The sequence below is a fragment of the Saprospiraceae bacterium genome (assembly GCA_016713025.1).
In the GTDB taxonomy this organism is placed as follows: Bacteria; Bacteroidota; Bacteroidia; order Chitinophagales; family Saprospiraceae; genus OLB9.
The window spans coordinates 123,037-145,724 of sequence record JADJPZ010000004.1 but is presented as its reverse complement, the minus strand read 5'-3'; the positions used below and the strand labels follow the sequence as shown (position 1 = coordinate 145,724).

Annotated in this window: 22 protein-coding genes and 6 pseudogenes; 15 read left to right on the top strand and 13 right to left on the bottom strand. The window is 37.1% G+C overall.

The features are described from left to right. Positions 1 to 176: 176 nt before the first annotated feature. Entirely contained in the window at positions 177 to 3,107 is a 2,931-nt protein-coding gene (locus IPK35_07170) for a glycosyl hydrolase (protein MBK8053038.1), read from the bottom strand. Between the two features lie 341 nt (positions 3,108 to 3,448). Further along, a pseudogene (locus IPK35_07165) lies at positions 3,449 to 4,291 on the bottom strand (N-6 DNA methylase). A gap of 283 nt (positions 4,292 to 4,574) precedes the next feature. On the opposite strand from IPK35_07165, the gene IPK35_07160 reads away from it, so the two are divergent. The 7 genes and pseudogenes from IPK35_07160 (at position 4,575) to IPK35_07130 (ending at position 7,723) form a co-directional block, all read left to right on the top strand. After that, entirely contained in the window at positions 4,575 to 4,877 is a 303-nt protein-coding gene (locus IPK35_07160) for a hypothetical protein (protein ID MBK8053037.1), read from the top strand. Positions 4,878 to 5,013: 136 nt separating this feature from the next. Continuing rightward, positions 5,014 to 5,238: a hypothetical protein gene (locus tag IPK35_07155; GenBank protein ID MBK8053036.1), complete on the top strand. Its 225-nt coding sequence runs from the start codon at positions 5,014 to 5,016 to the stop codon at positions 5,236 to 5,238. Continuing rightward, positions 5,226 to 5,801, top strand: a pseudogene (locus IPK35_07150) (tRNA-(ms[2]io[6]A)-hydroxylase). Before IPK35_07155 ends, IPK35_07150 begins: the two are co-directional and overlap by 13 nt. Positions 5,802 to 5,850: 49 nt before the next feature. Next, a pseudogene (locus IPK35_07145) lies at positions 5,851 to 6,220 on the top strand (hypothetical protein). A gap of 77 nt (positions 6,221 to 6,297) precedes the next feature. Further along, positions 6,298 to 6,851, top strand: a pseudogene (locus IPK35_07140) (peptidylprolyl isomerase). A 397-nt stretch (positions 6,852 to 7,248) separates the two neighbouring features. Next, the gene (locus IPK35_07135) at positions 7,249 to 7,365 is read left to right on the top strand and encodes a peptidylprolyl isomerase (GenBank protein ID MBK8053035.1); all 117 of its coding nucleotides are present in this window, start codon (positions 7,249 to 7,251) and stop codon (positions 7,363 to 7,365) included. 226 nt (positions 7,366 to 7,591) lie between these two features. Then, positions 7,592 to 7,723: pseudogene (locus IPK35_07130) on the top strand (peptidylprolyl isomerase). A gap of 671 nt (positions 7,724 to 8,394) precedes the next feature. Here the strand turns inward: IPK35_07130 and IPK35_07125 are convergent. The 8 genes from IPK35_07125 to IPK35_07090 all read right to left on the bottom strand — a co-directional run bounded on the left by IPK35_07125 (position 8,395) and on the right by IPK35_07090 (position 13,158). After that, positions 8,395 to 8,571 carry a hypothetical protein gene (locus IPK35_07125; GenBank protein ID MBK8053034.1) on the bottom strand — a complete coding sequence of 59 codons (177 nt, stop codon included), beginning with the start codon at positions 8,569 to 8,571 and terminating at the stop codon, positions 8,395 to 8,397. A gap of 453 nt (positions 8,572 to 9,024) precedes the next feature. Then, positions 9,025 to 9,189 carry a hypothetical protein gene (locus IPK35_07120; protein ID MBK8053033.1) on the bottom strand — a complete coding sequence of 55 codons (165 nt, stop codon included), beginning with the start codon at positions 9,187 to 9,189 and terminating at the stop codon, positions 9,025 to 9,027. A gap of 162 nt (positions 9,190 to 9,351) precedes the next feature. After that, positions 9,352 to 9,504, bottom strand: a complete 153-nt coding sequence (locus IPK35_07115; GenBank protein ID MBK8053032.1) for a hypothetical protein — start codon at positions 9,502 to 9,504, stop codon at positions 9,352 to 9,354. Between the two features lie 462 nt (positions 9,505 to 9,966). Next, the gene (locus IPK35_07110; GenBank protein MBK8053031.1) at positions 9,967 to 10,863 is read right to left on the bottom strand and encodes a hypothetical protein; all 897 of its coding nucleotides are present in this window, start codon (positions 10,861 to 10,863) and stop codon (positions 9,967 to 9,969) included. A gap of 66 nt (positions 10,864 to 10,929) precedes the next feature. Next, positions 10,930 to 11,499, bottom strand: coding sequence for a hypothetical protein (locus tag IPK35_07105; protein ID MBK8053030.1), 570 nt, complete (start codon positions 11,497 to 11,499; stop codon positions 10,930 to 10,932). Between the two features lie 28 nt (positions 11,500 to 11,527). Then, positions 11,528 to 11,881 carry a hypothetical protein gene (locus IPK35_07100; GenBank protein ID MBK8053029.1) on the bottom strand — a complete coding sequence of 118 codons (354 nt, stop codon included), beginning with the start codon at positions 11,879 to 11,881 and terminating at the stop codon, positions 11,528 to 11,530. Between the two features lie 549 nt (positions 11,882 to 12,430). After that, entirely contained in the window at positions 12,431 to 12,910 is a 480-nt protein-coding gene (locus IPK35_07095; protein MBK8053028.1) for a hypothetical protein, read from the bottom strand. A gap of 20 nt (positions 12,911 to 12,930) precedes the next feature. Further along, a complete protein-coding gene (locus tag IPK35_07090; protein MBK8053027.1) occupies positions 12,931 to 13,158 on the bottom strand; it encodes a hypothetical protein in 228 nt (75 codons plus the stop codon). Between the two features lie 261 nt (positions 13,159 to 13,419). Here IPK35_07090 and IPK35_07085 point away from each other — a divergent pair. The 6 genes and pseudogenes from IPK35_07085 (at position 13,420) to IPK35_07060 (ending at position 17,009) form a co-directional block, all read left to right on the top strand. Beyond that, positions 13,420 to 14,586: pseudogene (locus IPK35_07085) on the top strand (DUF1343 domain-containing protein). Positions 14,587 to 14,715: 129 nt separating this feature from the next. Beyond that, complete coding sequence (locus IPK35_07080; GenBank protein MBK8053026.1) at positions 14,716 to 15,345, top strand: DsbA family protein; 630 nt, start codon at positions 14,716 to 14,718, stop codon at positions 15,343 to 15,345. A gap of 191 nt (positions 15,346 to 15,536) precedes the next feature. Further along, on the top strand, positions 15,537 to 15,692 hold the full coding sequence (locus IPK35_07075; protein ID MBK8053025.1) for a hypothetical protein: 156 nt from the start codon (positions 15,537 to 15,539) through the stop codon (positions 15,690 to 15,692). A 7-nt stretch (positions 15,693 to 15,699) separates the two neighbouring features. Continuing rightward, positions 15,700 to 16,053: a DUF1573 domain-containing protein gene (locus tag IPK35_07070; GenBank protein MBK8053024.1), complete on the top strand. Its 354-nt coding sequence runs from the start codon at positions 15,700 to 15,702 to the stop codon at positions 16,051 to 16,053. Positions 16,054 to 16,344: 291 nt separating this feature from the next. Then, positions 16,345 to 16,602: a hypothetical protein gene (locus IPK35_07065; protein ID MBK8053023.1), complete on the top strand. Its 258-nt coding sequence runs from the start codon at positions 16,345 to 16,347 to the stop codon at positions 16,600 to 16,602. Positions 16,603 to 16,736: 134 nt separating this feature from the next. Further along, complete coding sequence (locus IPK35_07060; GenBank protein MBK8053022.1) at positions 16,737 to 17,009, top strand: hypothetical protein; 273 nt, start codon at positions 16,737 to 16,739, stop codon at positions 17,007 to 17,009. 127 nt (positions 17,010 to 17,136) lie between these two features. Here IPK35_07060 and IPK35_07055 read toward each other — a convergent pair whose 3' ends face one another. From IPK35_07055 to IPK35_07045, 3 genes are all read right to left on the bottom strand, one after another. Beyond that, positions 17,137 to 17,829 carry a hypothetical protein gene (locus IPK35_07055; protein ID MBK8053021.1) on the bottom strand — a complete coding sequence of 231 codons (693 nt, stop codon included), beginning with the start codon at positions 17,827 to 17,829 and terminating at the stop codon, positions 17,137 to 17,139. 323 nt (positions 17,830 to 18,152) lie between these two features. Then, positions 18,153 to 18,764: a superoxide dismutase gene (locus tag IPK35_07050; protein MBK8053020.1), complete on the bottom strand. Its 612-nt coding sequence runs from the start codon at positions 18,762 to 18,764 to the stop codon at positions 18,153 to 18,155. A 71-nt stretch (positions 18,765 to 18,835) separates the two neighbouring features. Further along, positions 18,836 to 19,501 carry a nitroreductase family protein gene (locus IPK35_07045; protein ID MBK8053019.1) on the bottom strand — a complete coding sequence of 222 codons (666 nt, stop codon included), beginning with the start codon at positions 19,499 to 19,501 and terminating at the stop codon, positions 18,836 to 18,838. 1,237 nt (positions 19,502 to 20,738) lie between these two features. Between IPK35_07045 and IPK35_07040 the strand changes: the two genes are divergently transcribed. Both IPK35_07040 and IPK35_07035 read left to right on the top strand, forming a co-directional pair. Continuing rightward, the gene (locus IPK35_07040) at positions 20,739 to 21,254 is read left to right on the top strand and encodes an ATPase (GenBank protein MBK8053018.1); all 516 of its coding nucleotides are present in this window, start codon (positions 20,739 to 20,741) and stop codon (positions 21,252 to 21,254) included. A gap of 451 nt (positions 21,255 to 21,705) precedes the next feature. Further along, positions 21,706 to 22,563 (top strand): endonuclease, encoded by an 858-nt coding sequence (locus tag IPK35_07035; GenBank protein MBK8053017.1) that lies wholly within the window; start codon positions 21,706 to 21,708, stop codon positions 22,561 to 22,563. Positions 22,564 to 22,688 lie beyond the last annotated feature (125 nt).

Here is a 22,688-nt window from a genome sequence, read left to right as displayed (position 1 = left end):
CCATTTACATCAGCTGTTTTTGTGGGTCTGGCTCTGAATTTTTGCAGAGATAGGCTTACATCGTCTTCCTCTGATAAATCTCAGAAAAAGAATATTTTGTAGACGGATAAAAATATATTCCGACCATGAAAATAAATACACCGACCAAGACTGCTTTTTTTTATCATCGGACTATTTTATTTTTCCCATACAGCACCCACTCCTGCTTCCCAAAGCTGTTGGTTAAACATCGGCAGGCTTTTGCCCAGAAATTCATTTGCTCTTGATTTTAATGCCTCCCATTCGCTATCGAGTTCCTTTTTGCGGTCCAGTGTTGGTTGGTTTATTCGGGGCAAATCGCTTTCGGTATGATTCAGCATAAAAAGATAATTGGCAGTAAATTTATTAGGAAAGTTTTCCACATCATCATAGGCCTTGGATTTACGCTGCACCATATCCTCATCCCATGCTTTCATTTTAGTCACTAATGCATTTCCTGTAGTGGCGACATTAATAAATTTTTGATCTTTGTTGAGAATATCAAGCATCTTCTCTATCTGGAGTCTTTTATTATTCAGAGTATTGGTCATCTGATGCATGATCCTTACTTCATTTTCCATCTTGGTCATGAGGCGGTCATATTCCAGATAGGTTGCCGGATCGATAGCGTAAAGCGGATTGGGTGTTATTTGTAATGAAGTACTTTTTGACATCTGGCCGTATTTCAGGACGACAGAATAAGTACCGGGAATGGCCTTGTGACCTCTGAAACTGCTCTCAATATACACATAGGGTACACCCGGAATGGTGGCATGTCTCAGGTTCCATACAAACCTGTTCAGACCTTTATTCTTCGGAAGTACGGGTTCTGCTTGGGGTCCGCCATCATACTGTAAAAAAGTAGAATCTGCCCTGGAAGATAAACTTCGGACTGTATTGCCCTGACTGTCAAGAATTTCTATTGTGATATGTTCATCTGGTTTCAACTCCGGTAAATAATAATACAAAACTGAGCCCGTCGCAGGATTGACTCCTCTGAATGGATTGTTGCCGTCAAACTCAGGATTGACGCCATCCAACTCGCTGTACCCATTTACCAGCATAGCAGGTGCCGGTTGGAACAAAGTCAGATTTGTCGTATCTGTTTTATATTGATTTAATAAAAATAAGTCATCAAGTATCCAGAATGATCTCCCTGAAGTAGCAGCAATAAGATTTCCCTGATGCACCTTTAAATCTGTTATGGGAGTTACCGGCAGATTCAGCTGGAATGGAGACCATTCTTTACCTCCATTCCACGAAATATATAGACCAGTCTCTGTGCCTGCAAAAAGCAAATCTTTACGGGTTTCATCTTCTCTGACAACTCTTGTAAAGGCATTCTTCGGTATTCCGTAGCTGATATTCGTCCACGTTTTGCCGTAGTCCTTGGTTTTGTATAAGCCTGGTGTATGATCATTAAACTTATACCTGGTGGTGGCAATATATGCGGTAGCCGGATCATGAGGTGATACTTCTATGGCGTTGATGAGACATTCCTGCAATCCGGTAGGTGTCACATTTTGCCAGTTTTTTCCGCCATCTTTTGTAATATATACCAATCCATCATCACTCCCTGTCCATATGACACCTTTTTCATGTGGCGATTCGAGGACATAACTCAACGTACCGTAGTTTTCGGCGCCTACTGCTTCATTGGTGTAGGGTCCGCCTCCTTTTCCTTGTTTTTCTTTTTCATTTCTTGTAAGATCATGAGAGACTTCAGTCCACGATTTACCCACATCACGTGTACGAAGTAAAAATTGAGCTCCGTGATAATATGTATCGGGTTCATGTTTGGACCAAATAATCGGAGCATTCCAGTTAAATCGGTACTTCATGTCTTTGGTTTCGCGGGCCAAGTATTGGATGGGAGCAGCCATGATATTGGTTCCTGCTTTTGCTTTTGTATCCAGGACTTCTATGGTGCCGAGGTAACTGCCACCCAAAACGTAACGCGGATCATCGGGATTGAATGCAAGAAAAGCACTCTCACCACCGGCAGATGCAGACCAACTCGTATTAGTGATTCCGCCACTCCCCAGCTCTCTGCTTGATATCACCAAGGAAGTATTGTCCTGCTGACCAGCATAAATCCTGTAAGGAAACTGATTGTCCACATTAATCCTGTAAAGTTGTGCTGTCGGCATATTGTTTTGCAATGACCATGATTTACCAAAATTAAAACTTACGGATGCGCCGCCATCATCAGCAATGATCATATTTTTAGGATTGTCAGGATTGATCCATAAATCATGATAATCCCCATGTGGTCCATCAAGGTTGGTCCATGTCTTTCCGCCATCAATAGATCTTAAGGCGGGTGCACTCAGGACATACACTGTATTTTCATCCTTTGGATCCACAAATAGTTCAATGTAATACCAGGCTCTTTGTATCAAACGATTGTCTGAAGATACTCTGGACCATGATTTACCCCCATTTTCAGATAAAAACAAGCCTCCGAGCCCCTTCTCTGAGTCACTTTCTATAAGAGCATACACCTTGTCGGAATCAGAACGGCAGACTGCAATAGCCATTTTACCAAGCTCAGCAGGTAATCCTTCATGAATTTTATTCCATGTGATCCCACCATCTTGCGATTTATAAAGTCCGCTACCCGGTCCACCGCTGATGACCTTCCATGGAAGCCGGCCATGTTCCCACATAGCTGCATATAGTATCAATGGGTTATTCATATCCATGGACAACTCGACACATCCTGTTTTTTCATCATTGTAAAGCACATTTTTCCAAGTTGTTCCACCATCAGTAGATTTATAGATTCCCCTATCTTTTGATGGTCCATATAGTGCACCTTGTGCTGCTACAAATAGGATGTCAGGATTTTTGGGATGTATGACCACTCTGGAAATATGTTGAGTATTTTCAAGACCTATGTGTTTCCATGTTTTGCCAGCATCTGTTGACTTGTACATCCCGTCTCCATGGTGAGTCATCACACCGCGTACTGCATGTTCGCCCATCCCTACATACACGATATTAGGGTCACTTTCTGCTACAGCAACAGCTCCGACAGATCCGGTTTTAAAAAAGCCATCAGATATATTTCTCCAATTTAGTCCCATATCTTCAGTCTTCCAAAGTCCGAATAATATATTTTTGTCATTTTGAATTGGTTTATTATTTTTTGTTGCTTTCGAGAGTGTGTTTTTTCAATTATCGTAAGTCAAGGGATTTCCCATCAATCAAGAAAATCCTAAAATCTTTGTAAAAATCTAAATCTAACAAACTTCAAGGCACAATGATAAAATAATAAAATTAATTTGCCACTATTTGGGGATGATCAATTTGTGTGTATAACAAATTGCACAATTACTAATTTCTTGATTATAAATGTTATTTTGGCTTTCTCTAAAAACGGCACGCAGTCTGCATGATGTTATGAAAATGGCGTATAGCGTTGGCATTAAATAGGTTTCAGTCCTAATTCTTTTAAATATTCATTGTGCTTGTCTGTGTTTGCTTTTATGCTTTCATTTATTGAAGTCAGTTTATCATTTACATCTTTCAAGTCAATTTGTACTTCGTCTGCTGTTGTGCTGACATACCTTGAAATGTTCAGATTGTAGCCATTCTTTTCAATTTCGTCCATTGAAACTCTACGAGCATATCTTTCAATATGGTCTGGTCGGTATTGGTATGTCTCAACTATTTTTCGAATATCGTTTGGCTCTCCGTTTTCTCCTTCTCTTAATGTGTTTTGTCGTTTGCCTTGTTTGTAATGTTCTGATGCGTTAATAAATAAAACATCATCGTGCTTTTTACATTTCTTCAAAACCAAAATAGAAACTGGAATACCAGTTGAGTAGAATAAATTTGAAGGCAAACCAATGACTGTGTCGATGTGATTGTCTTTTAATAGCTTGGTTCTGATTCGTTCTTCTGCACCACCGCGAAATAAAACTCCGTGCGGTAAAATAATAGCCATTGTTCCCTCTTTGCCTAAGAAGTGAAAACCGTGTAAGAGAAAAGCAAAGTCTGCTGCTGATTTAGGTGCTAAGCCATAACTTTTAAAACGGAAATCTTCTGCCAGTGTATCGTTTGGTTCCCATCGCAAACTAAAAGGCGGATTGGCTACAATAGCATCAAATTCTGTTTTCTTGCTTGGATTCATTTCATTAAGCAATGACCAACTATTTTCCAAAGTGTCTCCGTGAAATATCTCAAACTCGGTGTCTTTCATCCCATGCAAGAGCATATTCATACGTGCAAGGTTGTAAGTAGTTATGTTTTTTTCTTGTCCGTATACTCAGATCTGTCATAAAGCAATTGAATTAAAAGAAGTTTTGGCATTTATGGTCTTAGACTCACTCCAATAAAGAGAAAGATCATAAAAAATGAAAATTTCGCAGTCCAAAAGACTGAAGAATAAACTGGAGCAAAGACAATTTGAAAAAGAACTTAAAACGGTCAGAAAAAGTTATCAAACTTGCTGAATCCAACTACAATTCGGCTTCCCTAAAAGTGGAAGAAGTCAAAAAAACTAAGGTTACAAGAATATGAAAATTATCTTAAAGAACATGAATATCATTATGAAGGAATTGAATATTCCAGAAGAATCAAATTTAATATTGCAGGCAGCAAATACAGAGGTAAAGGCACCATCTCCTGAAGGTATTACTATTAAAAAATCAAAGCCAATTCCAGCGGATTGTATCATTAACAAAGACGTAACTGAAGGAAAAAACAGAACATTGGAGTTGAAAAAAGAATATCTATTTAGCTACACCCCTGAAAAATTGAAAAGCTATTTTAAGGACAAAGAGTTGATGGAAACGGATGTAGCAATTATTACAGAAAAAAATATAACTAAACTGAGATTATTTCAAAACTAATTTCAAAAGATGCATCAAAAAATTATGGTCATATTCCATATGAAGCATTGATGCGAATCTCACTTATATCAGGTAAAAAATTGACATTTATAGTCTTGAAACTTCATATGGAGAAGTAGAAAATTATACAGGTAGTGTGATCTATAAAATTGATTTTCTACTCAAAGACAGTGATGTAAAAGCACTCAGTGAAGTTCCTGTGGATACTATCGGCATTATGTGGACATCAGGTTTTGAGTCTTATGTGATCTACAATATAGATGTCATCATGAAGCAACTTTCTTGTATCAAAACGAGTGATAAATTAAGGTATGTTTTAACTGAATATTTAATGCTTATTCGAAGATCATGCTTGGATTAAAATTAGCTACAGACCCTTATTGGGTAAATATTGCCGAAAAAGTATAGATGAGATACTGACAGATCATGCCTATTGTGAGCAAAAGGCGGCATCTACTTGTATTTCCCTGATCATACAGTTTCCTGATCGTACCGAACTAGTGGAAGAAATCACGCCAATAGTCGCAGAAGAATGGGGGCATTTCAGAAAAGTACTGAAAGAACTTAAGTCGAGAGGGTATGCTTTCGGTAAAACCGAATTGATAATTATGTGACGGAGCTCATGAAATTCCAACGTAAAGGAGGAGAGAAGAAGACAGACTGATGGACAAGCTCCTCATTTCTGCAATGATTGATAAGGAGGAGTTGTGAACGATTCAGATTATTGTCATTACATTTCTGATGATAAGCTAAAAGACTTTACCATGAGTTTATGGTGTCGGAGGCGGGTCATTACAGGACATTTCTTGATTTGGCAAAAATGTATGCTCCTGAAGAGAAAGTCAAAAAAAGATGGCAGGAAATGGTGGAATTTGAAGCTGAAATCATGAAAAAAGAGAATTAAGAGGAGACAGAATACATTGATACCTTATTCTTTCTTATATTTGCAGGCTTTATAAAACATATTCAATTCATGGAATTTTGGGAAAGAGATTTTGAATTTTTAAGAGTCAGGACCATTGTAAAAAATGCCTTAAAAAAAGACACTTTACCAGATCTCCAGACGATATTGTTTCTCATCGGTGTACAGGAATTAGGCAGGATACCAAAATCAAAATTTACAAAAGAAGAAAAAGGGATCTGATGCACATTGCAGTCTGTACCTTGCTGGAGAGTGAAGGTTATTTTGAATTTGAAGGCAGAGATCAGGACGGATGGCTCATTGGAAAGAGAAGATGCCTTTTAGTCTTAAAGGTATCAATGAGCAGGAAGCTTATTTGGTTGGAAAGATCATTGAGTATTTTAATAATTATAATCATTTACATACTTTTACAGAAAACTAAATAAATTATGGTAAGGATATTTTTATTGATTTTCACAGTTATGACGATCATATCGTAAATCAGACACATCATATACAATAGAGACTGATTCGGGTAAGATTGGTATCAGGGTTTTCAAATCAACACCCAAACATCAGGAAAACTTCAGCAAACTGGTGAGTGAAGGATATTATGACGGTTTATTATTTCACAGAGTAATGAGTGGATTTATGATCCAGGGAGGTGATCCTGACTCAAAAATGCATCACCGGGGCAACCACTTGGTTCTGGTGGTCCTGGATATACTATCCCGGCTGAGATAGCAATACCACACTTCAAAGGTATGATTTCTGCTGCAAGACAAGGTGATGCTGTCAATCTCAGAAAGAGTCTTCGGGATCACAGTTTTTTATTGTCCATGGATCACCCTGTTACCGATCAGGAACTGAATGTCATGGAAAACCAAGGGTTTTAAATATACACCGGCTCAACGTGAAAAATATAAAAATTGGGTGGTACTCCTATGTTGGATGGAGATTATACAGTTTTCGGTGAGGTAGTCAATGGGCTTGATGTTGTGGACAAAATTACTTCTGTAGACACAGATCATCAGGATCGTCCGCTCAAAGACAAAATGAAGATTTATAAATAAATTGTTTTAAAACTACTCCTTGTGTCAGAGTCATTCAAGTTATTTTTATTTTTATTATTTTCACTTATTCCTGTAGTGGGCCTAAGGCCGCATTTACATTTGAAAAAAATCGGACCTTGCTCCTTCTTTCAGGTCAAATTCATCAATCAATCATCAGACGCGGAAGAGTATTTATGTCATTTCGGAGACGGGAATTTCTCTGCATTGGCAAACCGGTCAATAGATATATACATTCCGGAAGATATGAAGTAATACTTGAAGCTAAAAAAATAAAAAGACCTCCAAAAGATAATGGTTTTGTACGTATTTCCACCTCATGAATGTCTGGCAGAAATTCAGACTACCTCGGCATGGTCATAAAATTGTATAACGCCACCACGAGCATAGGGACAATTTTATCAAACTGGCAGAAAGTGGATACTATGATGGATACTATTTCATAGGGGTGATCAAGGGCTTTATGGTACAGGCCGATCAAAAATGCAGAAGCAGGACAAAGATTAGGTGGCGGTGACCCGGATACACCGTCAAAGCTGAAATATCAGATAGCATCTTTCATATCAAAGGGGCAGTGGCAGCCGCCTGAATCGGCGACGATGAATCCTTCCAATCATCTTCAGGATCGCAATTTTACATAGTCCAGGGAAGGCTCGCGCCGGAACAAGTACTTGATGGATATGAAGCACAAAAAAATAAAATATACTCCTCAGCCAGAGACCCGATGATACAAAAAGGAGCGCGCCTCAGTTGATCGGGAATATACCGTTTTCGGTCAGGTTATTGAAGGTTTTGAAATTATTGATAGTATTGCAGATGTCAAAACTGACCAAAATGACCGTCCTGTTAGTGATGTAACAAAACATCAAAATTAATATATAATTAAGTAAATATATGAATCACCGAACCATTTAAAAAAATAAGATAATCATGGAAGTATTAGGTATAGACGTTGGCGTACTGAACCGTATTAATACTGTAAAAATTGAAACAGGTGAGTTGACCGGCGAAAAGCTTAAAATTAAAAAAACACTAACTCCAGCACCCCCGGGATGCCATCATTGAATGTATGAAAACAGCTGTAGATCATTTCAAATGGCAAGGAAAAAAGTTGGAATCGATTTCCCGCAGTCATTAAAATGGCGTTTCGCTCACAGCCAGCAACATAGACAGCTAGTTTATAAACTATCCGGTGGACAGCGCTTTTAGCGAGTGGGCGTTATGGATGTGATGTCACTACGTCAATGATGCAGATGCTGCCGGAATCGCTGAAATGACATAGGAAAAGGAAAAGGGGTAAAAGGTTTAGTGTGGTCTTTTTGACCTTGGGTACTGGTGGTAGGCTCCGGCATTGTTCTCCCCATAACGGGCAGTTGCTTTTGCAAACACGAATTGGGTCACTACTTGAAACACAAAAATGGCAATCTTTGAAAATACGGCAGTATAGCGCGGGAATTTCATCATCTCAGTTGGAGAAAAAGGGCAAAAGAACTTGATGTGTACCTCAATCATCTGGGATCTGCTTTTTAAGTCCGGACCTCATTCTCTAGTTGGTGGAGTGAGTAAAAACTTTGATCAATACGTGGTAAATTCCCTTAACACAAAAGTTCAGAGCAGATACGGCATCATTGTTGAACGATGCCGGAATTGTTGGTGCTTCCATGGCTGCCAGGAAATAACTTTTTAGAGCATGATTAAATTTAATTAATTTATCCTGCTTCAAAGCAGTATAGGTTCAGGTGGTCTGAATATGTGCCTTGGATCTAGTTATTCTGTGTTTATCAGGCAGACGGTACCTCAACATTTAATCTTTCCCTTGGTGTCCTAGCCCAGTCAAAGATCTCTCAGCTGTAATCCCTTTGGATTTGATAACATTATTATTTCAGCACATCCTCCCATTATGATTGATGTTATTTCGCTTCAAAGATTTGGTTTATTAATGGTATAAAAGACATCTTAATCGTCCTAATTCTACTTGTCAAAATTAAACGGACTTTCCGATTGATTGGAAACTGTTGGGTTGACCCAACAGTTGTGAATTCAAATTCACTCATACATTTGTCTTTAAATATGAAAAGCTATCAGGTTTCCGGCCGCTTATTTGATGAAAGCGCAATTGACTTAGATTTTGAAGGTGACAAAGTAGCACCATTTTATTACTAAAGAATTTGATTCTTTACCATTCTTTACAACATCGTAATGTCCAATCAAAGGTTTTTATCAAAGATATTTTATTTCCTATGATGTTCAATTGACCATTATTTTGGATGACGGGATCATTTGTACTTTTGATTTCTGAATGATCCAGATTTAGTACTCCATCATTTTTAAGAGAAGGCAAAGCCGTTCCCGTTAAATTCTAATGACATCTTTTTAATGTAACAGTTTTGTTAACATTTACACTTAGACCGTAATTAGATGATGAGTTAATTCCTATAATTGATGAATTGATGGGATCATCTTGCAAACTTATATTTTATTGACTTCCAAAGATTCGTCAAGTTTATAATTGGGGAAAATCTATCGTGCCCCCATCTGAGATACACGCTAAAATACTTCGTAAAGTACCGGCACCGTCATTTGCAGGATTGGTTACTGTATTGCCTGGACTCGACATAAATCGACTTGGTAGCTTGAGAGCTGCAATTGACAACATTGTGACTTACTGTGACAGTATATGAAGTTGTAAGCAATGGCGTTACATCTTGATTTTGGGTGGTGACGCTTATTACTCCACAAGTAAGAGTAATTTATTGCCGGAGACGAAGATAGATTTACAGTGGTGGAAGGACATATCACTTCTTTGTCTGCAAAATCTCAGCAGAAGGTAAGCAAGAACTAGCATAATTTAAAAGGGAATGCATTTCCAAATTTACAACTTTTATATGATGAAATGGATGGAAAAGCAATAGCAGGCAACCCTGGATAAGTGATAGTAATATTTACGGTAAAACTTACTACAGCAGGGCTACCACCGCAACAAGAACCTGTGGCTTGGTCGTAAAGCAATATCAAAAAACCGTTGGCGGATTGTAACCAGGGAAATTATTTTGAGTCAGGGTATATGATGTAACATTACCGGGTAAAAACAAGCCAATGCTAGCAGTATTGTGCATTTCTACATCGACCAACATATTGTTTGCAGTACAATTAGATGGATATACGATGTTTGAAATAGCGATAGTGTAAGTAGGAGGATTGACAGGGATTGAAGGAGTGCCTGATACAGCCCCTGTATTAAATAATCCACCACTCGCATATCCACATCCAAAATTAACTCTACAGAATTTCCACAAAGACTTGGTTTTGTGGTACAATTAAAAACTTCATCTGGAATAGCCGCCGCATATTTAGCAAGAACAGGTGGCAAAATAGTTTTTTTTCTTTGTTCAATGATCCACAATTGAAAGGTAATGTCAAATTTTTTCAATGGAGTACCTGCTGTGGATTGGATCAGGTGGTTTACGGGGTTGGAGATGGATCCGTTTATGGTGGCTGAAGATAGAGCACTGACCAAAGTTGCATCATTTGTGACTGTTGATGTGATGGGCTGACCTTCCGTGATCCACCAACCTATGATATCGTTGTTCAGTAAGGCTGATGCTGTAGTTGTAAGATTGGCATTTGCGGACATTGTACATGTGTTTGAAACAAAAGCAGACAACCCATTGGCTGTAGCTGTACCAATATTAGCATTTACTTTTATGGTCAGTTTTGTCCGGCAATTGGAGTTGATTTCATTTCGATCTCCCAGATACCAGAAATATTCCCCTGGCACTAAATTATTTAATTGTCCGGGCCCAGTACCAATCGTCGGAGTAAATGTTGCTGATCCAACAGTCAATGGGGAAGTGGAGCCTAAATTAGCATACCAATTATAACAACTAGATGTGGCTGTAAATGCAGGTGCGCTACCACCCAAACAGATTTCTTTATATGTATCTGATATGCCATTGACAAATTCTACTTCCACATTCCTATCGCATCTGAGGTCCTCTGACACAAAGTAAGGCATCCATCATCTTTGCTTTCTGACATGGAGTCAATGTGTTTCTACAATCAAATCCATTATTATAAGACATTATATTGGACTCTGAGTTGATATCAGTTGGGTATGGTGTACCACAGGGAGAAGTACAATTATTGGGTGATTTATTGCATCCACTACCATTTGCACATGCATTAAACAATCCAGGGTCTGCATCAGTATCCTTAATGTAATCTCCCGCAACACAGCCGTTGGACATATTAGGGCATTCGAGGTTGCATTAGCTTCATTGTGGGTGTGATGCAATCCTAATATATGCCCAAATTCATGAATCAATACTATACTAAGACCCAATGAAGGATTACCACAATCGATATATCCACTGGGATAGGGATAGGTAAATGTATTGAATGCTGCTCTTGACATGACGACTACATTTTGAGCATTTGTACCAGTAGGTAAGTAGGCCCATCCATTTGCCCCTGTTCCATAGGAAGTATTTGCAAATATATAAATATTGAGTACATTGGGTACATTGTTCAATACACTTGCTGAATAAGTACAGCCAATATTTTGATACCTTGTAGATAAGTCTCCTGTCGTAGGGTGATTAGAATAAGTAGTAGATTTGTAAAATTCAATAGGCACGCCTATACAGTTCATATAGTCATTGGTGATCGCTATTTGAGCATCAATATTGGATTGTGTAGGGGGTAGAAACGCCGCAACCAGGTTGAGTACTTACTGTAAATACAACTGGTATTCGGTACTTGCTGCATGGCGCTGCGCTTGTGATGACACAATCATGGGTACATGATGTGCCATATCCATCATTTACATTCCATGTACCTGACCTAAAGCCACCTCTGGAAGCCCTTTTAAAAGGAATGGCATCCGGATGTCTTTTATTTTCAGAAATCTCGTTAGTAAAGCAATTTTTTATTCCAAAAATAGGTGTTTTAATAGTATCGGTTTCAATTTGACTTTTACCTGTAGTAATAAATGCACAGTTAAGTATTAAGATCAGCACCAATGATCGTAACATAAGTTTTGATTGTTTGATTTAATAAATTAGAAATACCTTAACACAAATATAGTCTAATTTGTAAAATGCAGTTAATCTTATTTAATTTTCTTTTTTGTAAATAGTTTTTAGTTTTTAAGTTTACTCCAAAAACCATATTGAGTTTTTTTATGCTTCCTTATTATCCATTTCATAGCCGGTCAAGACGATTTTTAAAAAAAAATGTCTTGACCGGGACAGAAGCGTCCTGAGGCTCAAGCATAGTTTGACGCGGTACGTCGAATAATATAACGTCGGACAAAATAAAATTTGCTACTTGGAGCCAAATGATAAAAGTTTAAACATACTCACAAGTCAAACATTCAAGGTCACCATTAAATATTTTTCAATCATAAAACATATTTGAGATATTTTAAATATATCAAAATAAAATATACCCCTGAGTAACGGCAATTCAGGTAACCTTTATTTGCTTTAATATACAAAATGATTCGAAGATTTTACCTTAATTTATCTCCTGATTTACACCTACCACTTAGAAAAATTTTAAACACTTAAGTATGATGTAGATCACTTAATCTCTTCAGATATTTTTATCAGCTTATACTTTCTTTGACCGGAACTGTCTATCCATAGCATATTGTTTTCATCAATGTATTCGTATCTATGGCCTTTTTCGCTATAAAAAACACCTTTGTTTTTATCATCAGATTTGAAAATATACCAGTCATGTTCATCGCTGAATCTTGCCTTCAGTCCGTCTCTGGTATCAATAATATACACATTCCTGTTAAGTTCCCGAGATTGCCAGGTACCTTCAGGGCTTATGAGATTTCTATGTTTTCTTGAAGTCAAGGCACTGCCACGCCCTTCCACATCATTTTGGGATTCTTCATATTTGTAGTCTGTTCGATCATGCTCAGAATACCAATCATCATCACCGTAATTTCTGTACGTACCGCCAGGTCTTTCGCCATATCTGTCATAATATCTATCAGTGACTGGATAAAATGTGAGCCTCGCCCGTCTGTTTTGTTTAAAATATATCATCCTGCTGCTACCTGTGAATTTTACAGTATTTTCGTATCTGTCCCTAAAGGTATTTTTGCCGCATCTTTCAAACCATGTCCACCCATAACGCGAATGAATTCCTTTGATCCTAACACCATCTCTGTGATGTGAAATAAAATATTTCTCTGAAGATAAGGATTATACCAGCTTCCTTCCTTTATGCTCTGAGAAGCATGCATACTTAAAGAAATCAATAAAATACTTAAAACAAAAAATACTTGTCTCATAACCATTACATTTTGTTGTAAAAAACGCAGATATAGAGCCAAAAAATGTTAAGAAGTATATAAATTAGCGTTAATGTATACTAAAACCCTTACTTTTGGGTTGATAAAATATCCAATTGACTGTTGCCCTAATAAATCAATAGGAAATAATACATTGAAAATGAATATTTTATAGTTATATTTTCTCAACAATTGTCTTTCAGGCACAAACCCACCATCTTATGTATTTTTACATTTACTCTTTTTGTCACCTTTTTCCTGATGACATGCAAACCTACAGAAGAAACTACAATTCAACCGACTACGTCGTCAGTTGAAGCAACTATGTCTGTCATCACTGCTGCTGAAAGAATTGCAGTCTACCACCCGCTTTTACAAAATAAAAAAGTAGCTTTGGTGGTTAATCAGACAAGTATTGTCAGAGAAAGTCATCTCGTCGATACTTTATTAAAACTTGGTGTAAATATCAGCGTGATTTTTGCTCCGGAGCATGGATTCAGGGGTAAGGCTGATGCAGGTGAAGTGATCAATGATACCAAAGATACCAAGACTGGCCTTCCTATCATCTCGATCTATGGCAAAAGAAAAACCATCAGCAGAAGATCTCAAAGAAGTGGATATTGTCGTTTTTGACATTCAGGACGTAGGTGTTAGATTTTATACCTACATATCCACATTGCACTATGTAATGGAAGCCTGTTCAGAATTTAAAAAGCCTCTGTTGGTACTGGACAGACCAAATCCAAACGGGTATTTTATTGATGGCGAAATTCTCGATCCTGCCTACAAATCATTTGTAGGTATGCATGAAGTCCCGACTGTGTATGGTATGACTATTGGTGAATATGCAAAAATGATCAATGGAGAAGGTTGGTTGCCCAATAAAGCCATCTGCGATCTGACTGTCATAGAATGTAAAAACTATACCCATGACACATTCTATGAACTACCTGTAAAACCCAGTCCTAATCTTCCAAATACGAGATCTATATTATTGTATCCTTCTGTGTGTTTTTTTGAAGGTACCACTTTAAGTTTAGGAAGAGGCACAGAAAAACAATTTCAGGTCATCGGACACCCTTTCTTAAAATCAGACTTTTCTTTCACTCCAATACCTAATGAAGGAGCCAAAGAACCACCACTGAAAGGCGAGAAGTGTTATGGCACAGATCTGAGTAATATTACTACTGGAAGTATCATCAAAGACAAAAGAATTAATCTTAGTTATCTGATTGACTATCATAATAAGATGAAAGCGCTAATCAGAAATTTTTTCTTGATAACAACTTCATTGACAAACTTGCAGGAAGCGATAAGTTAAGAAAACAAATACTTGCAGGCAAGAGTGAAGAAGAAATCAGGTCGACGTGGAAACAAGGATTGGAAAAATTTATGCAAGTCAGGCAAAAATATCTGATTTATCAATAGACACCTGTTTTTAAATCAACCAATTGTGTTTTTATACAGGTTAAATTCTGTATTTTATTGCTAATCAAGAGTATGTTTAGAAATTAATGAAGAGAAATAATTTCTGTCTGTTATTAATGTTTTCATTTTATATGGGAAAAGGTCAACAAAAGGATACACTCATTTATAGGTGACCCGATCTGTTCCTGGTGTTATGGTTTTAGCCCTGAATTAGACAAGATTATCCTTGCATTTCCCGAGACTCCGTTTGAGATCGTCATGGGCGGTTTGAGACCCGGAGGAACGGAAAAGATGGGTGATTTAAGAGACTTTCTGCATGAACACTGGACAGAGGTCCACAGAACAAGTGGTCAGAGATTCAATTTTGCGATCCTTAAAAAATCTGAAATCACATACGATACCGAACCAGCATGCAGGGCAGTCATATTAGCAGGGAAAATGAATCCGGCTATAAAATATGATTATTTTAAAACTGTGCAGGAATCATTTTACATCCAAAACAATCTGCCCAATGACGACGATACATATGTACAGATAGCTGCAGGTTTGGGTCTGGATCCCAAAGAATTTCACAAACGATTCAAGCAGGGCCAGGCAAAAATGGATGCATATTCTGATTTTGACCTTGCCGGATCCATGGGCATCAAGTCTTTTCCGGCATTAGTTGCAAAAATAGATGGTAAGTTATACATGGTGACCAATGGGTATCAAAAAGCGGATAGAATCATTAAGTTGCTGGCTAACAGAGGTTTGAAATGATGAGTGATAGACCGTCCCGCATAAAACAAAACAAAAGTCTGAAAATGATATAGTTATACAGTATAAAAAACATGTCATGGGTCTAAATTGTGTTCTTAACAGTTGTTTAACAGCAGAAAATGAAACTTTTTCATATATTACAGTTTTTACCACTATATTTGTCCTTAAATTAATAAAAAACAAAAATTATCATGAAACAGCTTTTATTTATCCTATTAGTTTTTGTTGCTTTCGGTCTCAATGCTCAGAAAACAAAAGCAAAAAACGCAGTAAAAAAGTGCTCCAGAAACTCCAAAACAGGAGGTTGTACAACCAGCCACACCATCTGCGCCACAGGTTGCCCCTGAATTTATTATGGCACCTTCATCAAAAGCAAAGATGACTTTTGAATCGCTGGACGTGAATTATGGTACCATAGAGCACAATTCAGATCCTGTAAGAATTGTAAAATTTACGAACACAGGTACGGAACCACTTATCATCAATAACGCAACCAGTTCTTGCGGATGTACAGTACCTAAGTGGCCAACCGAACCGGTAGCACCTGGTCAAAGCGCAAGTCTTGAAGTAAGATATGCTACTGACAGAGTTGGTAGAATTAGTAAATCTATTACCGTTAGAACGAATGCAGGTGATCACACATTACAGGTAATTGGAGAAGTTCTTCCTAAAAAAAGAAGAAGTTCCGGTTCCTGCTGCCCAACCTAATATCATCAAAGGCAATTAATATTTCTACCTAAGAGTAGTTTAAAATAAAAAAGGTTCCAATGCTGCATTGAAACCTTTTTTATTTTAGCACATGTTTTATTTTTATTTCTTTAAACCCACATTAAGAGAATGTTTAGTGGCTTTCATTATATAAAATTAATAAAATTAATCTAAATTTTGGCTGTGCTTCAAAATATCATTTTATGAAAACGTTTTTGTTCTTAGGATTTATAGTGAACAGAAAATATTTTGCAAAAATTTAAATCATATTATATTGTAAATTAAATAATTATGATTATATATTTTCGAAATACATTTTCTGTTTGGTATATACTTACTATTTCACTGTTGGCAAGCTGCTACAGAATGCCACAAAATGAGGTCAACCATCAAATGGTAAAAGATAGTTTATACTACACAAATCCTATAACACTTGGTATTTTATCGGATCCACAAATGGATGAGATATCAGGTATTGTAGTCATCCTTACCAACAATCGTCACCCCGATCAAAACCATCACTTACACCTATCCGGATGGCCCTCGTGATGCAGAGACGCTTATGGTAGATCCCCAAAATGGTGACATTTATATCATTACTAAAAGAGAACAAAAAGTAGGAATTTACAAAAATAGCATATCCATATCAAAGTGGAAGTATTGTAGCTACAAAATTGGCAGAATTGCCATACAAATATATAGTTGGCGGTGATATAGCGAGGGATCGTAGTGCAATGATAATCAAAGATTACGAGAAAATATATTACTTTAGTTTGTCAACTAATCAAAAGATTGATGAAGCTTTATTAACAACACCGTATCTACCTCCATACTTTATAGAACCTCAAGGAGAATCCATAGCATGGGCGTCAGATTCAAAGACTTTTTATACACTTAGTGAGACATCATTTGCAAAAATAGCACCTGTGTTGTACAAATACGAAAAAGGAAAATAGAAAAGTCGACCATACCATATAGGGACCAAAAAATATTTTGAAAAAATCAAATCATAATGCATTATATATTAAATAAATAATCATTAGATTGAATTTTTGTGTGCAATTCTTTCTTTGGTATAAAAAATCAGTTTTGCGCATCTTTGACATTCACTCTTGCTATCAATGATGCCAAAGCTAAAGGATTTTTTATATCAATATTTTCAGCATCAAATATTTCATCTATTTTCCTGGATTTGTTTTTGTACACTTTTTTTAAGATCCTTTTTGAAGAAACTTCATAGGCAATTTTACTTTTGACAACATATATTTCTTGCTTATTGAATACCTTTGGCCTGGGATCCAAGCCCAAAATTTTGGCATTCGGATCTGCTTTTACGATATATTTATGATATCTCACCAAGACAATATCTTCACCGGCATTAAGTACTTCCACAAATCCCTTTTCCGGCAGTTCCTTAGCTTTTACTCTGAAAATAGGCATCATACTTTTCGATCTGCTTTCGTGATTGATCTCCACCTTATCAATAAAGGTGAGCAATAATTCCATTTCTCTTCCTTTATGCATTACATCTATAGAGCCTCCTAAAATATTGATTCTAGCCTGAGCAACATCAAAAACACGTCCATCCTCCATAAATATTTTCATTGGTATCCACTCATCATACAAAAATTCTGACCCGTTTAATTCAAGCGGTTTGCCTGCATCTCTGGACTTCATAATTTCATAAAACTGAATAGTATTGTTTTCTCCATTTTGACCAAAAAGTGGTGATAGAAACACTAAAAGTATGAAAAAGGACGACACAAGGGATTTCATTGAATTATATTTAAATGATTATTAAATTTAAAAAAATTTTCTTTTACATTCACCAAACTGTTCTCAATTAGTGTATAACGTAAACAACAGTTCAAATGTTGATGTGTAAATAGAAAAAAGCCGTTCTCTTTGTGAAAACAGCTCCTTTGTGCCAAATTTCAGTGTAGCGGCCCGTTAATATAATATATCAAATGCCTTCCACCCAGCCTTGTTGTTGATCGCTATTTTGTACAGTTTTAGACAAGATGCCTACTGATACGATATCGTAGCTCTAAAGCTATGACGGACGACGGGTTACAAAAAAGCAAGATTCCTTTAGCTATTTACTTTATCTCATTGTTGTACTTTCTCTCTACAACATTCCAGTTGACCACATTCCAGAAAGCTGCAACATAATCTACCCTACGGTTTTGATAGTTCAGATAGTATGCATGTTCCCATACATCTAGTCCAAGGATCGGTGTACCTCCGCAACCGATACCTGGCATCAAAGGATTGTCCTGATTTGCACTACTGCATATTTCTACATGTCCGCCAGGATGTGCGCACAACCATGCCCAGCCAGATCCGAATCTCGTCATGGCAGCAGCTGCAAACTTCTCAATAAAAGTCTCCTTGCTTCCATAAGCTGCATCTATGGCATCAGCCAACGGACCAGAAAGCCTACCTCTGTTTTCGGGATTTAAAGTTTCCCAAAAAAGCGAATGATTCCAGTGTCCACCTCCATTGTTTCTCACAGGCATATTGTTCATATCCAGTCCTTTAAGCATTGTATCAAGGTCCTGATTTTCCAGGGCTGTGCCAGCAATGGCATTATTTAGATTGGTGATATATGCCTGATGATGTTTCGTATGATGAATTTCCATCGTTCTCGCATCAAAATGGGGTTCAAGTGCATCGTAATTGTATCCTAAAGCAGGAAGTGTAAAAGCCATATTCTAAAATTTTAATTTTTGATATAATGATTTTGAAACACTAAATTGTACCAATTGTTTTACATATTTCTCTAATACCTCACCAAAACTTCGTTTATTTTCTTCCTGTTGATATCAGGAACGAAGACACCATCAGCCGGAAAGCCAACAGGCAGCAACAAAAATGGTTTTTCATTTTCAGGCCTTCCCAATAATTCCTGCAAAAAATTCATCGGACTGGGCGTATGGGTCAAGGTCACCAAACCTGCCATATGAATAGCAGCTATCAAAAATCCGGCAGCGATACCTACTGATTCTGACACATAGTAGTTTTTGGATTTTGACCCATCGTCTTCCTGGTCATAGGCCTTTCTGAAGATCACTATCAGACAAGGTGCAGTGGTCAGAAACTCCTTTTTCCAGTCGGTTTCAAACTTTTCCAAATCCTTAAGCCATTCGTCAGACATGCGACCGTGATAGTTTTCATATTCTTCCTTCTCGGCTGCAACTCTGATTTTAGCTTTGATATCAGGATCCTTAATGACACAAAATGTCCATGGCTGTTTATGTGCTCCGGATGGCGCAGAAGCTGCAGTCATGATGATATTTTGGATCACTTCATCAGGAACAACTTTATCTGAAAAATGTCGGACTGATCTTCTCGATTTCATTTTTCGGTAAAAATCGCTGGTATATTGGATCAATAATTCTTCTGATGGTTTTTTATACTCTAGCGGTATAAAACCTGATTTTTTCATTTTTATGATTTTTAAAAGCAACATTACAACAAATTTTCGATTTTTAAAATTTTAAAATATTTTTGCTTTGCTTTTATGCATCATTTAGTAGAATTTTTCAAATTTCAGTACCATGTTAAAATTTTTACTATTAACCTAGAACCAAAACATTCTGTTTTCTAAATTTCTGAAATCACTAGGAATTTCGTTTCTTCCAATGTCCCAAAACGATTCCGTCATTTTAAGTATCCCGTTATAATTCGTGAGTAATGCCGAGTATTTGGCAAAATGATTAAAGAATAAAGATTTCTTATTTAAAACTTATATTCTAAACTATCATGATTTTCTTTCCCCACAATTTGGGGTTTTATTGGCATTGCATTTATTTCTTCGAAAACACCTTTGAAATAGCCTCTATGACGGAGTGTACATCTAATTTTTGGTAAACCCGGATGATCATGGTACCTTGGACGTAAAGGCTTCATCAAAGTAATTGGATGAGAAGTATTCCCCTATATTTTGTATAAACTTGATCATTCGCTATCTATCATTACATTTTAACTAGTACTTGGTCTCATTTTGGTAGCAAATAATTCATATATAATTTGGTGAGATTTAGAGTTTGTTCCTTTCATAACTCCTTGAAAAACAAACGCCAAACAGAATTTTACTTCTATTTGGCGTTATGTTTTGCGGACTGGACGGGTCGGCCGCAAAATAAGATTTTCTCTATATATCACTTTTATTCAATTGATTATAAATAAAACATATCTTTATATGTAATTAGGGGAATCTCTGGGAACATGTAATTTCATACAATTTAAACCATTTTGAGCGTACCGCAAAATTTATTTTTGCCTTTTTAAACCGCTAAAAATGATGCCAAAAAAGTTAATATTTTGAGCAAAATTCCAATCACACATTTTGCCATATTTTGATACCAAAACAGCAGTCCACGATGAGTTCTCAAAATAGGATATGGAGTTCTTTTTACGGTCAGGTGCGTACTGATTCGCAGTCAGGTGCGTACCGTAATGAGAACTCGTCGAAAACTCGTCGCAGTACCAAATAAAGACATATACTACTATATACTACATACTACTTAACTACAGCAAAAAATTAAAAATTTTAGAAAAAGACAAAAAACTACACGGGACACTCGCACTAGGGGGCGGCGATCGAAAGGTTTCCAATATCACCAAGAAAAATAGAAATATTCACAAAATGTTATTCTGTTTTGATAGGTGAATATTGATAAATGTCAGAATTTCATATCGTTTTTTTGGTCATCTTGTTAAACTTGATTTCCATTGATCTCAATAAAGGCCTTTTTCTTTCCGGAAAAACAGGTGTTGGAAAAACCGTACATATAAAGCTTTTGAGAAGATTGATGGACCTGAACGAAAGATTTAAAATAAAGTCATGTCAGCAACTTTCTTTGGAATATATGGAACAAGGTTCCAATGTACTCATGCTGTACGGGCGCAATTATGTAGACTATATTGACAGGAATACGATCCAACAGTCGTATTGTTTTGATGATCTTGGTGCAGAGGACGAAGTCAAACATTACGGCACCACTACCAATGTCCTTGGCCAGATCATCCTGATGCGTTACGAGCTTTTCATCAATCGCAAAGTGTTGACACATTTCACCAGCAATCTTTCTGCGCCACATATAGAAAAATGTTACGGCGAACGCGTACGGAGCCGCCTGCGTGAGATGTGCAATTGGATAGAATACAAATCCACATCTACCGATAAAAGAAAATAAGATGCATGGTTCACATTGTTTTGGGTTATGTGGTCGCTGCCCTGGCAGCGGCCACTTTTAGTGAACCACCATTAAATTGTTTCACATCATTGATTGAGTTTTGGTTAATTTTTTTCGCATACAGAAAGGTGTGTGTCCAGAGCAGCTGCTTTAGCTCTCTACTTCAGTAGCGCTCTTATTGTAGGATACTTCTTACTGTTCAAAAAACAAGCGATAGTGAGTGAAGAATCAAAAGTGCGTCTATCGCATTTGGCACAATATCACATAAAATCCTCACAATGTGCGATAGAAAAAGCATTTTGATTTGGGAATGAACGATGCTTCGCAATCGCCTTTTTTTGAACTAGCGTTTTTGGATACTTTTTTGGCAATGCAAAAAGTATCTGCCCTGCCGGCACGAGGCAAAAATCAATTGGAATACAAATCATTTAAATCATCGAAACTAATTAAAATGAAACTCAAATTTCTATTCTCAACCTTAATCTTATTCTCTTCCTTCCCCTTAAATTGCCAGGAAATCATCTTCCCCGGCCTAAAAGAAGATTCCCTAATCACCGAACTAAAAAGATACTACACCCCCAAAAATATCCTAAAATACGACGAAGCCAGGACCAAACTCTATACCGAAATATTCCTGGAACAAGATTCCATAGAATGTTTTTATTCCGGGTACAAAATCCCAATCACCGACAAACGCAAAGTCTTGTCTCTGACAGCTAAACTGGGCATCCAAACCGAACACTTATTTCCCAGGTCATTTGGAGCAGCATCGCTTCCGGCACTAGGTGATCTGCATCACCTGGTTCCTACCAAAGCCAGCATCAATACACTTCGACGAAATACCCCATTTGCAGATATTCCTGATGATCAAACCAAATACTGGATCCATAAAGACAAAGTTTTGACTACAATACCCAGAACACAAATTCACCAGTACTCTGAATCCAAATCTAATGCTTTTGAACCGATTGAATTTCAAAAAGGAGACATTGCCAGGTCTATATTTTACTTTTACACTTTCTACCAATCTGAAGCTGATAAAAAGAGCAAAACCTTTTTCACTTCTATGCTCCCCGATCTCTGCCGTTGGCATCGATCGGACAAAGCAGACTCCACAGAAATCAAACGATCCATGACCATCGCCCGCATCCAATCCAATGTAAATCCATTTGTTTTTGACCCATCACTCGTTGAACGATGTTATTGCAATACTTTTCCAGCTTTACTGGAAAAAACCTACACTGTCAATATCTATCCCAATCCTTTAAAAGGACTTTTTACATCGATATTTAGGATTACAAAGGACTAGTCATTATGAAGATTTCTGATCAGTCAGGAAAACTCATCGAGTCACATCATTTGGTTTATTCAAGTTTGATGACATGGAGATTGGGAAAGGGGATTTGGTTAATAAATTTCTCATTTGGTACCCAA

What these genes read in the sequence shown, in the direction of transcription:
- IPK35_07170 (MBK8053038.1), bottom strand. Translation starts at nt 3,107, where the DNA reads ATGGGACTAAATTGGAGAAATATATCTGATGGCTTTTTTAAAACCGGA.
- IPK35_07160 (MBK8053037.1), top strand. Translation starts at nt 4,575, where the DNA reads ATGAAGGAATTGAATATTCCAGAAGAATCAAATTTAATATTGCAGGCA.
- IPK35_07115 (MBK8053032.1), bottom strand. Translation starts at nt 9,504, where the DNA reads ATGTTGTCAATTGCAGCTCTCAAGCTACCAAGTCGATTTATGTCGAGT.
- IPK35_07110 (MBK8053031.1), bottom strand. Translation starts at nt 10,863, where the DNA reads ATGCCTTACTTTGTGTCAGAGGACCTCAGATGCGATAGGAATGTGGAA.
- IPK35_07105 (MBK8053030.1), bottom strand. Translation starts at nt 11,499, where the DNA reads ATGAACTGTATAGGCGTGCCTATTGAATTTTACAAATCTACTACTTAT.
- IPK35_07100 (MBK8053029.1), bottom strand. Translation starts at nt 11,881, where the DNA reads ATGTTACGATCATTGGTGCTGATCTTAATACTTAACTGTGCATTTATT.
- IPK35_07095 (MBK8053028.1), bottom strand. Translation starts at nt 12,910, where the DNA reads ATGATATATTTTAAACAAAACAGACGGGCGAGGCTCACATTTTATCCA.
- IPK35_07090 (MBK8053027.1), bottom strand. Translation starts at nt 13,158, where the DNA reads ATGAGACAAGTATTTTTTGTTTTAAGTATTTTATTGATTTCTTTAAGT.
- IPK35_07075 (MBK8053025.1), top strand. Translation starts at nt 15,537, where the DNA reads ATGAAACAGCTTTTATTTATCCTATTAGTTTTTGTTGCTTTCGGTCTC.
- IPK35_07070 (MBK8053024.1), top strand. Translation starts at nt 15,700, where the DNA reads ATGGCACCTTCATCAAAAGCAAAGATGACTTTTGAATCGCTGGACGTG.
- IPK35_07065 (MBK8053023.1), top strand. Translation starts at nt 16,345, where the DNA reads ATGATTATATATTTTCGAAATACATTTTCTGTTTGGTATATACTTACT.
- IPK35_07055 (MBK8053021.1), bottom strand. Translation starts at nt 17,829, where the DNA reads ATGAAATCCCTTGTGTCGTCCTTTTTCATACTTTTAGTGTTTCTATCA.
- IPK35_07050 (MBK8053020.1), bottom strand. Translation starts at nt 18,764, where the DNA reads ATGGCTTTTACACTTCCTGCTTTAGGATACAATTACGATGCACTTGAA.
- IPK35_07045 (MBK8053019.1), bottom strand. Translation starts at nt 19,501, where the DNA reads ATGAAAAAATCAGGTTTTATACCGCTAGAGTATAAAAAACCATCAGAA.
- IPK35_07040 (MBK8053018.1), top strand. Translation starts at nt 20,739, where the DNA reads ATGTCAGAATTTCATATCGTTTTTTTGGTCATCTTGTTAAACTTGATT.
- IPK35_07035 (MBK8053017.1), top strand. Translation starts at nt 21,706, where the DNA reads ATGAAACTCAAATTTCTATTCTCAACCTTAATCTTATTCTCTTCCTTC.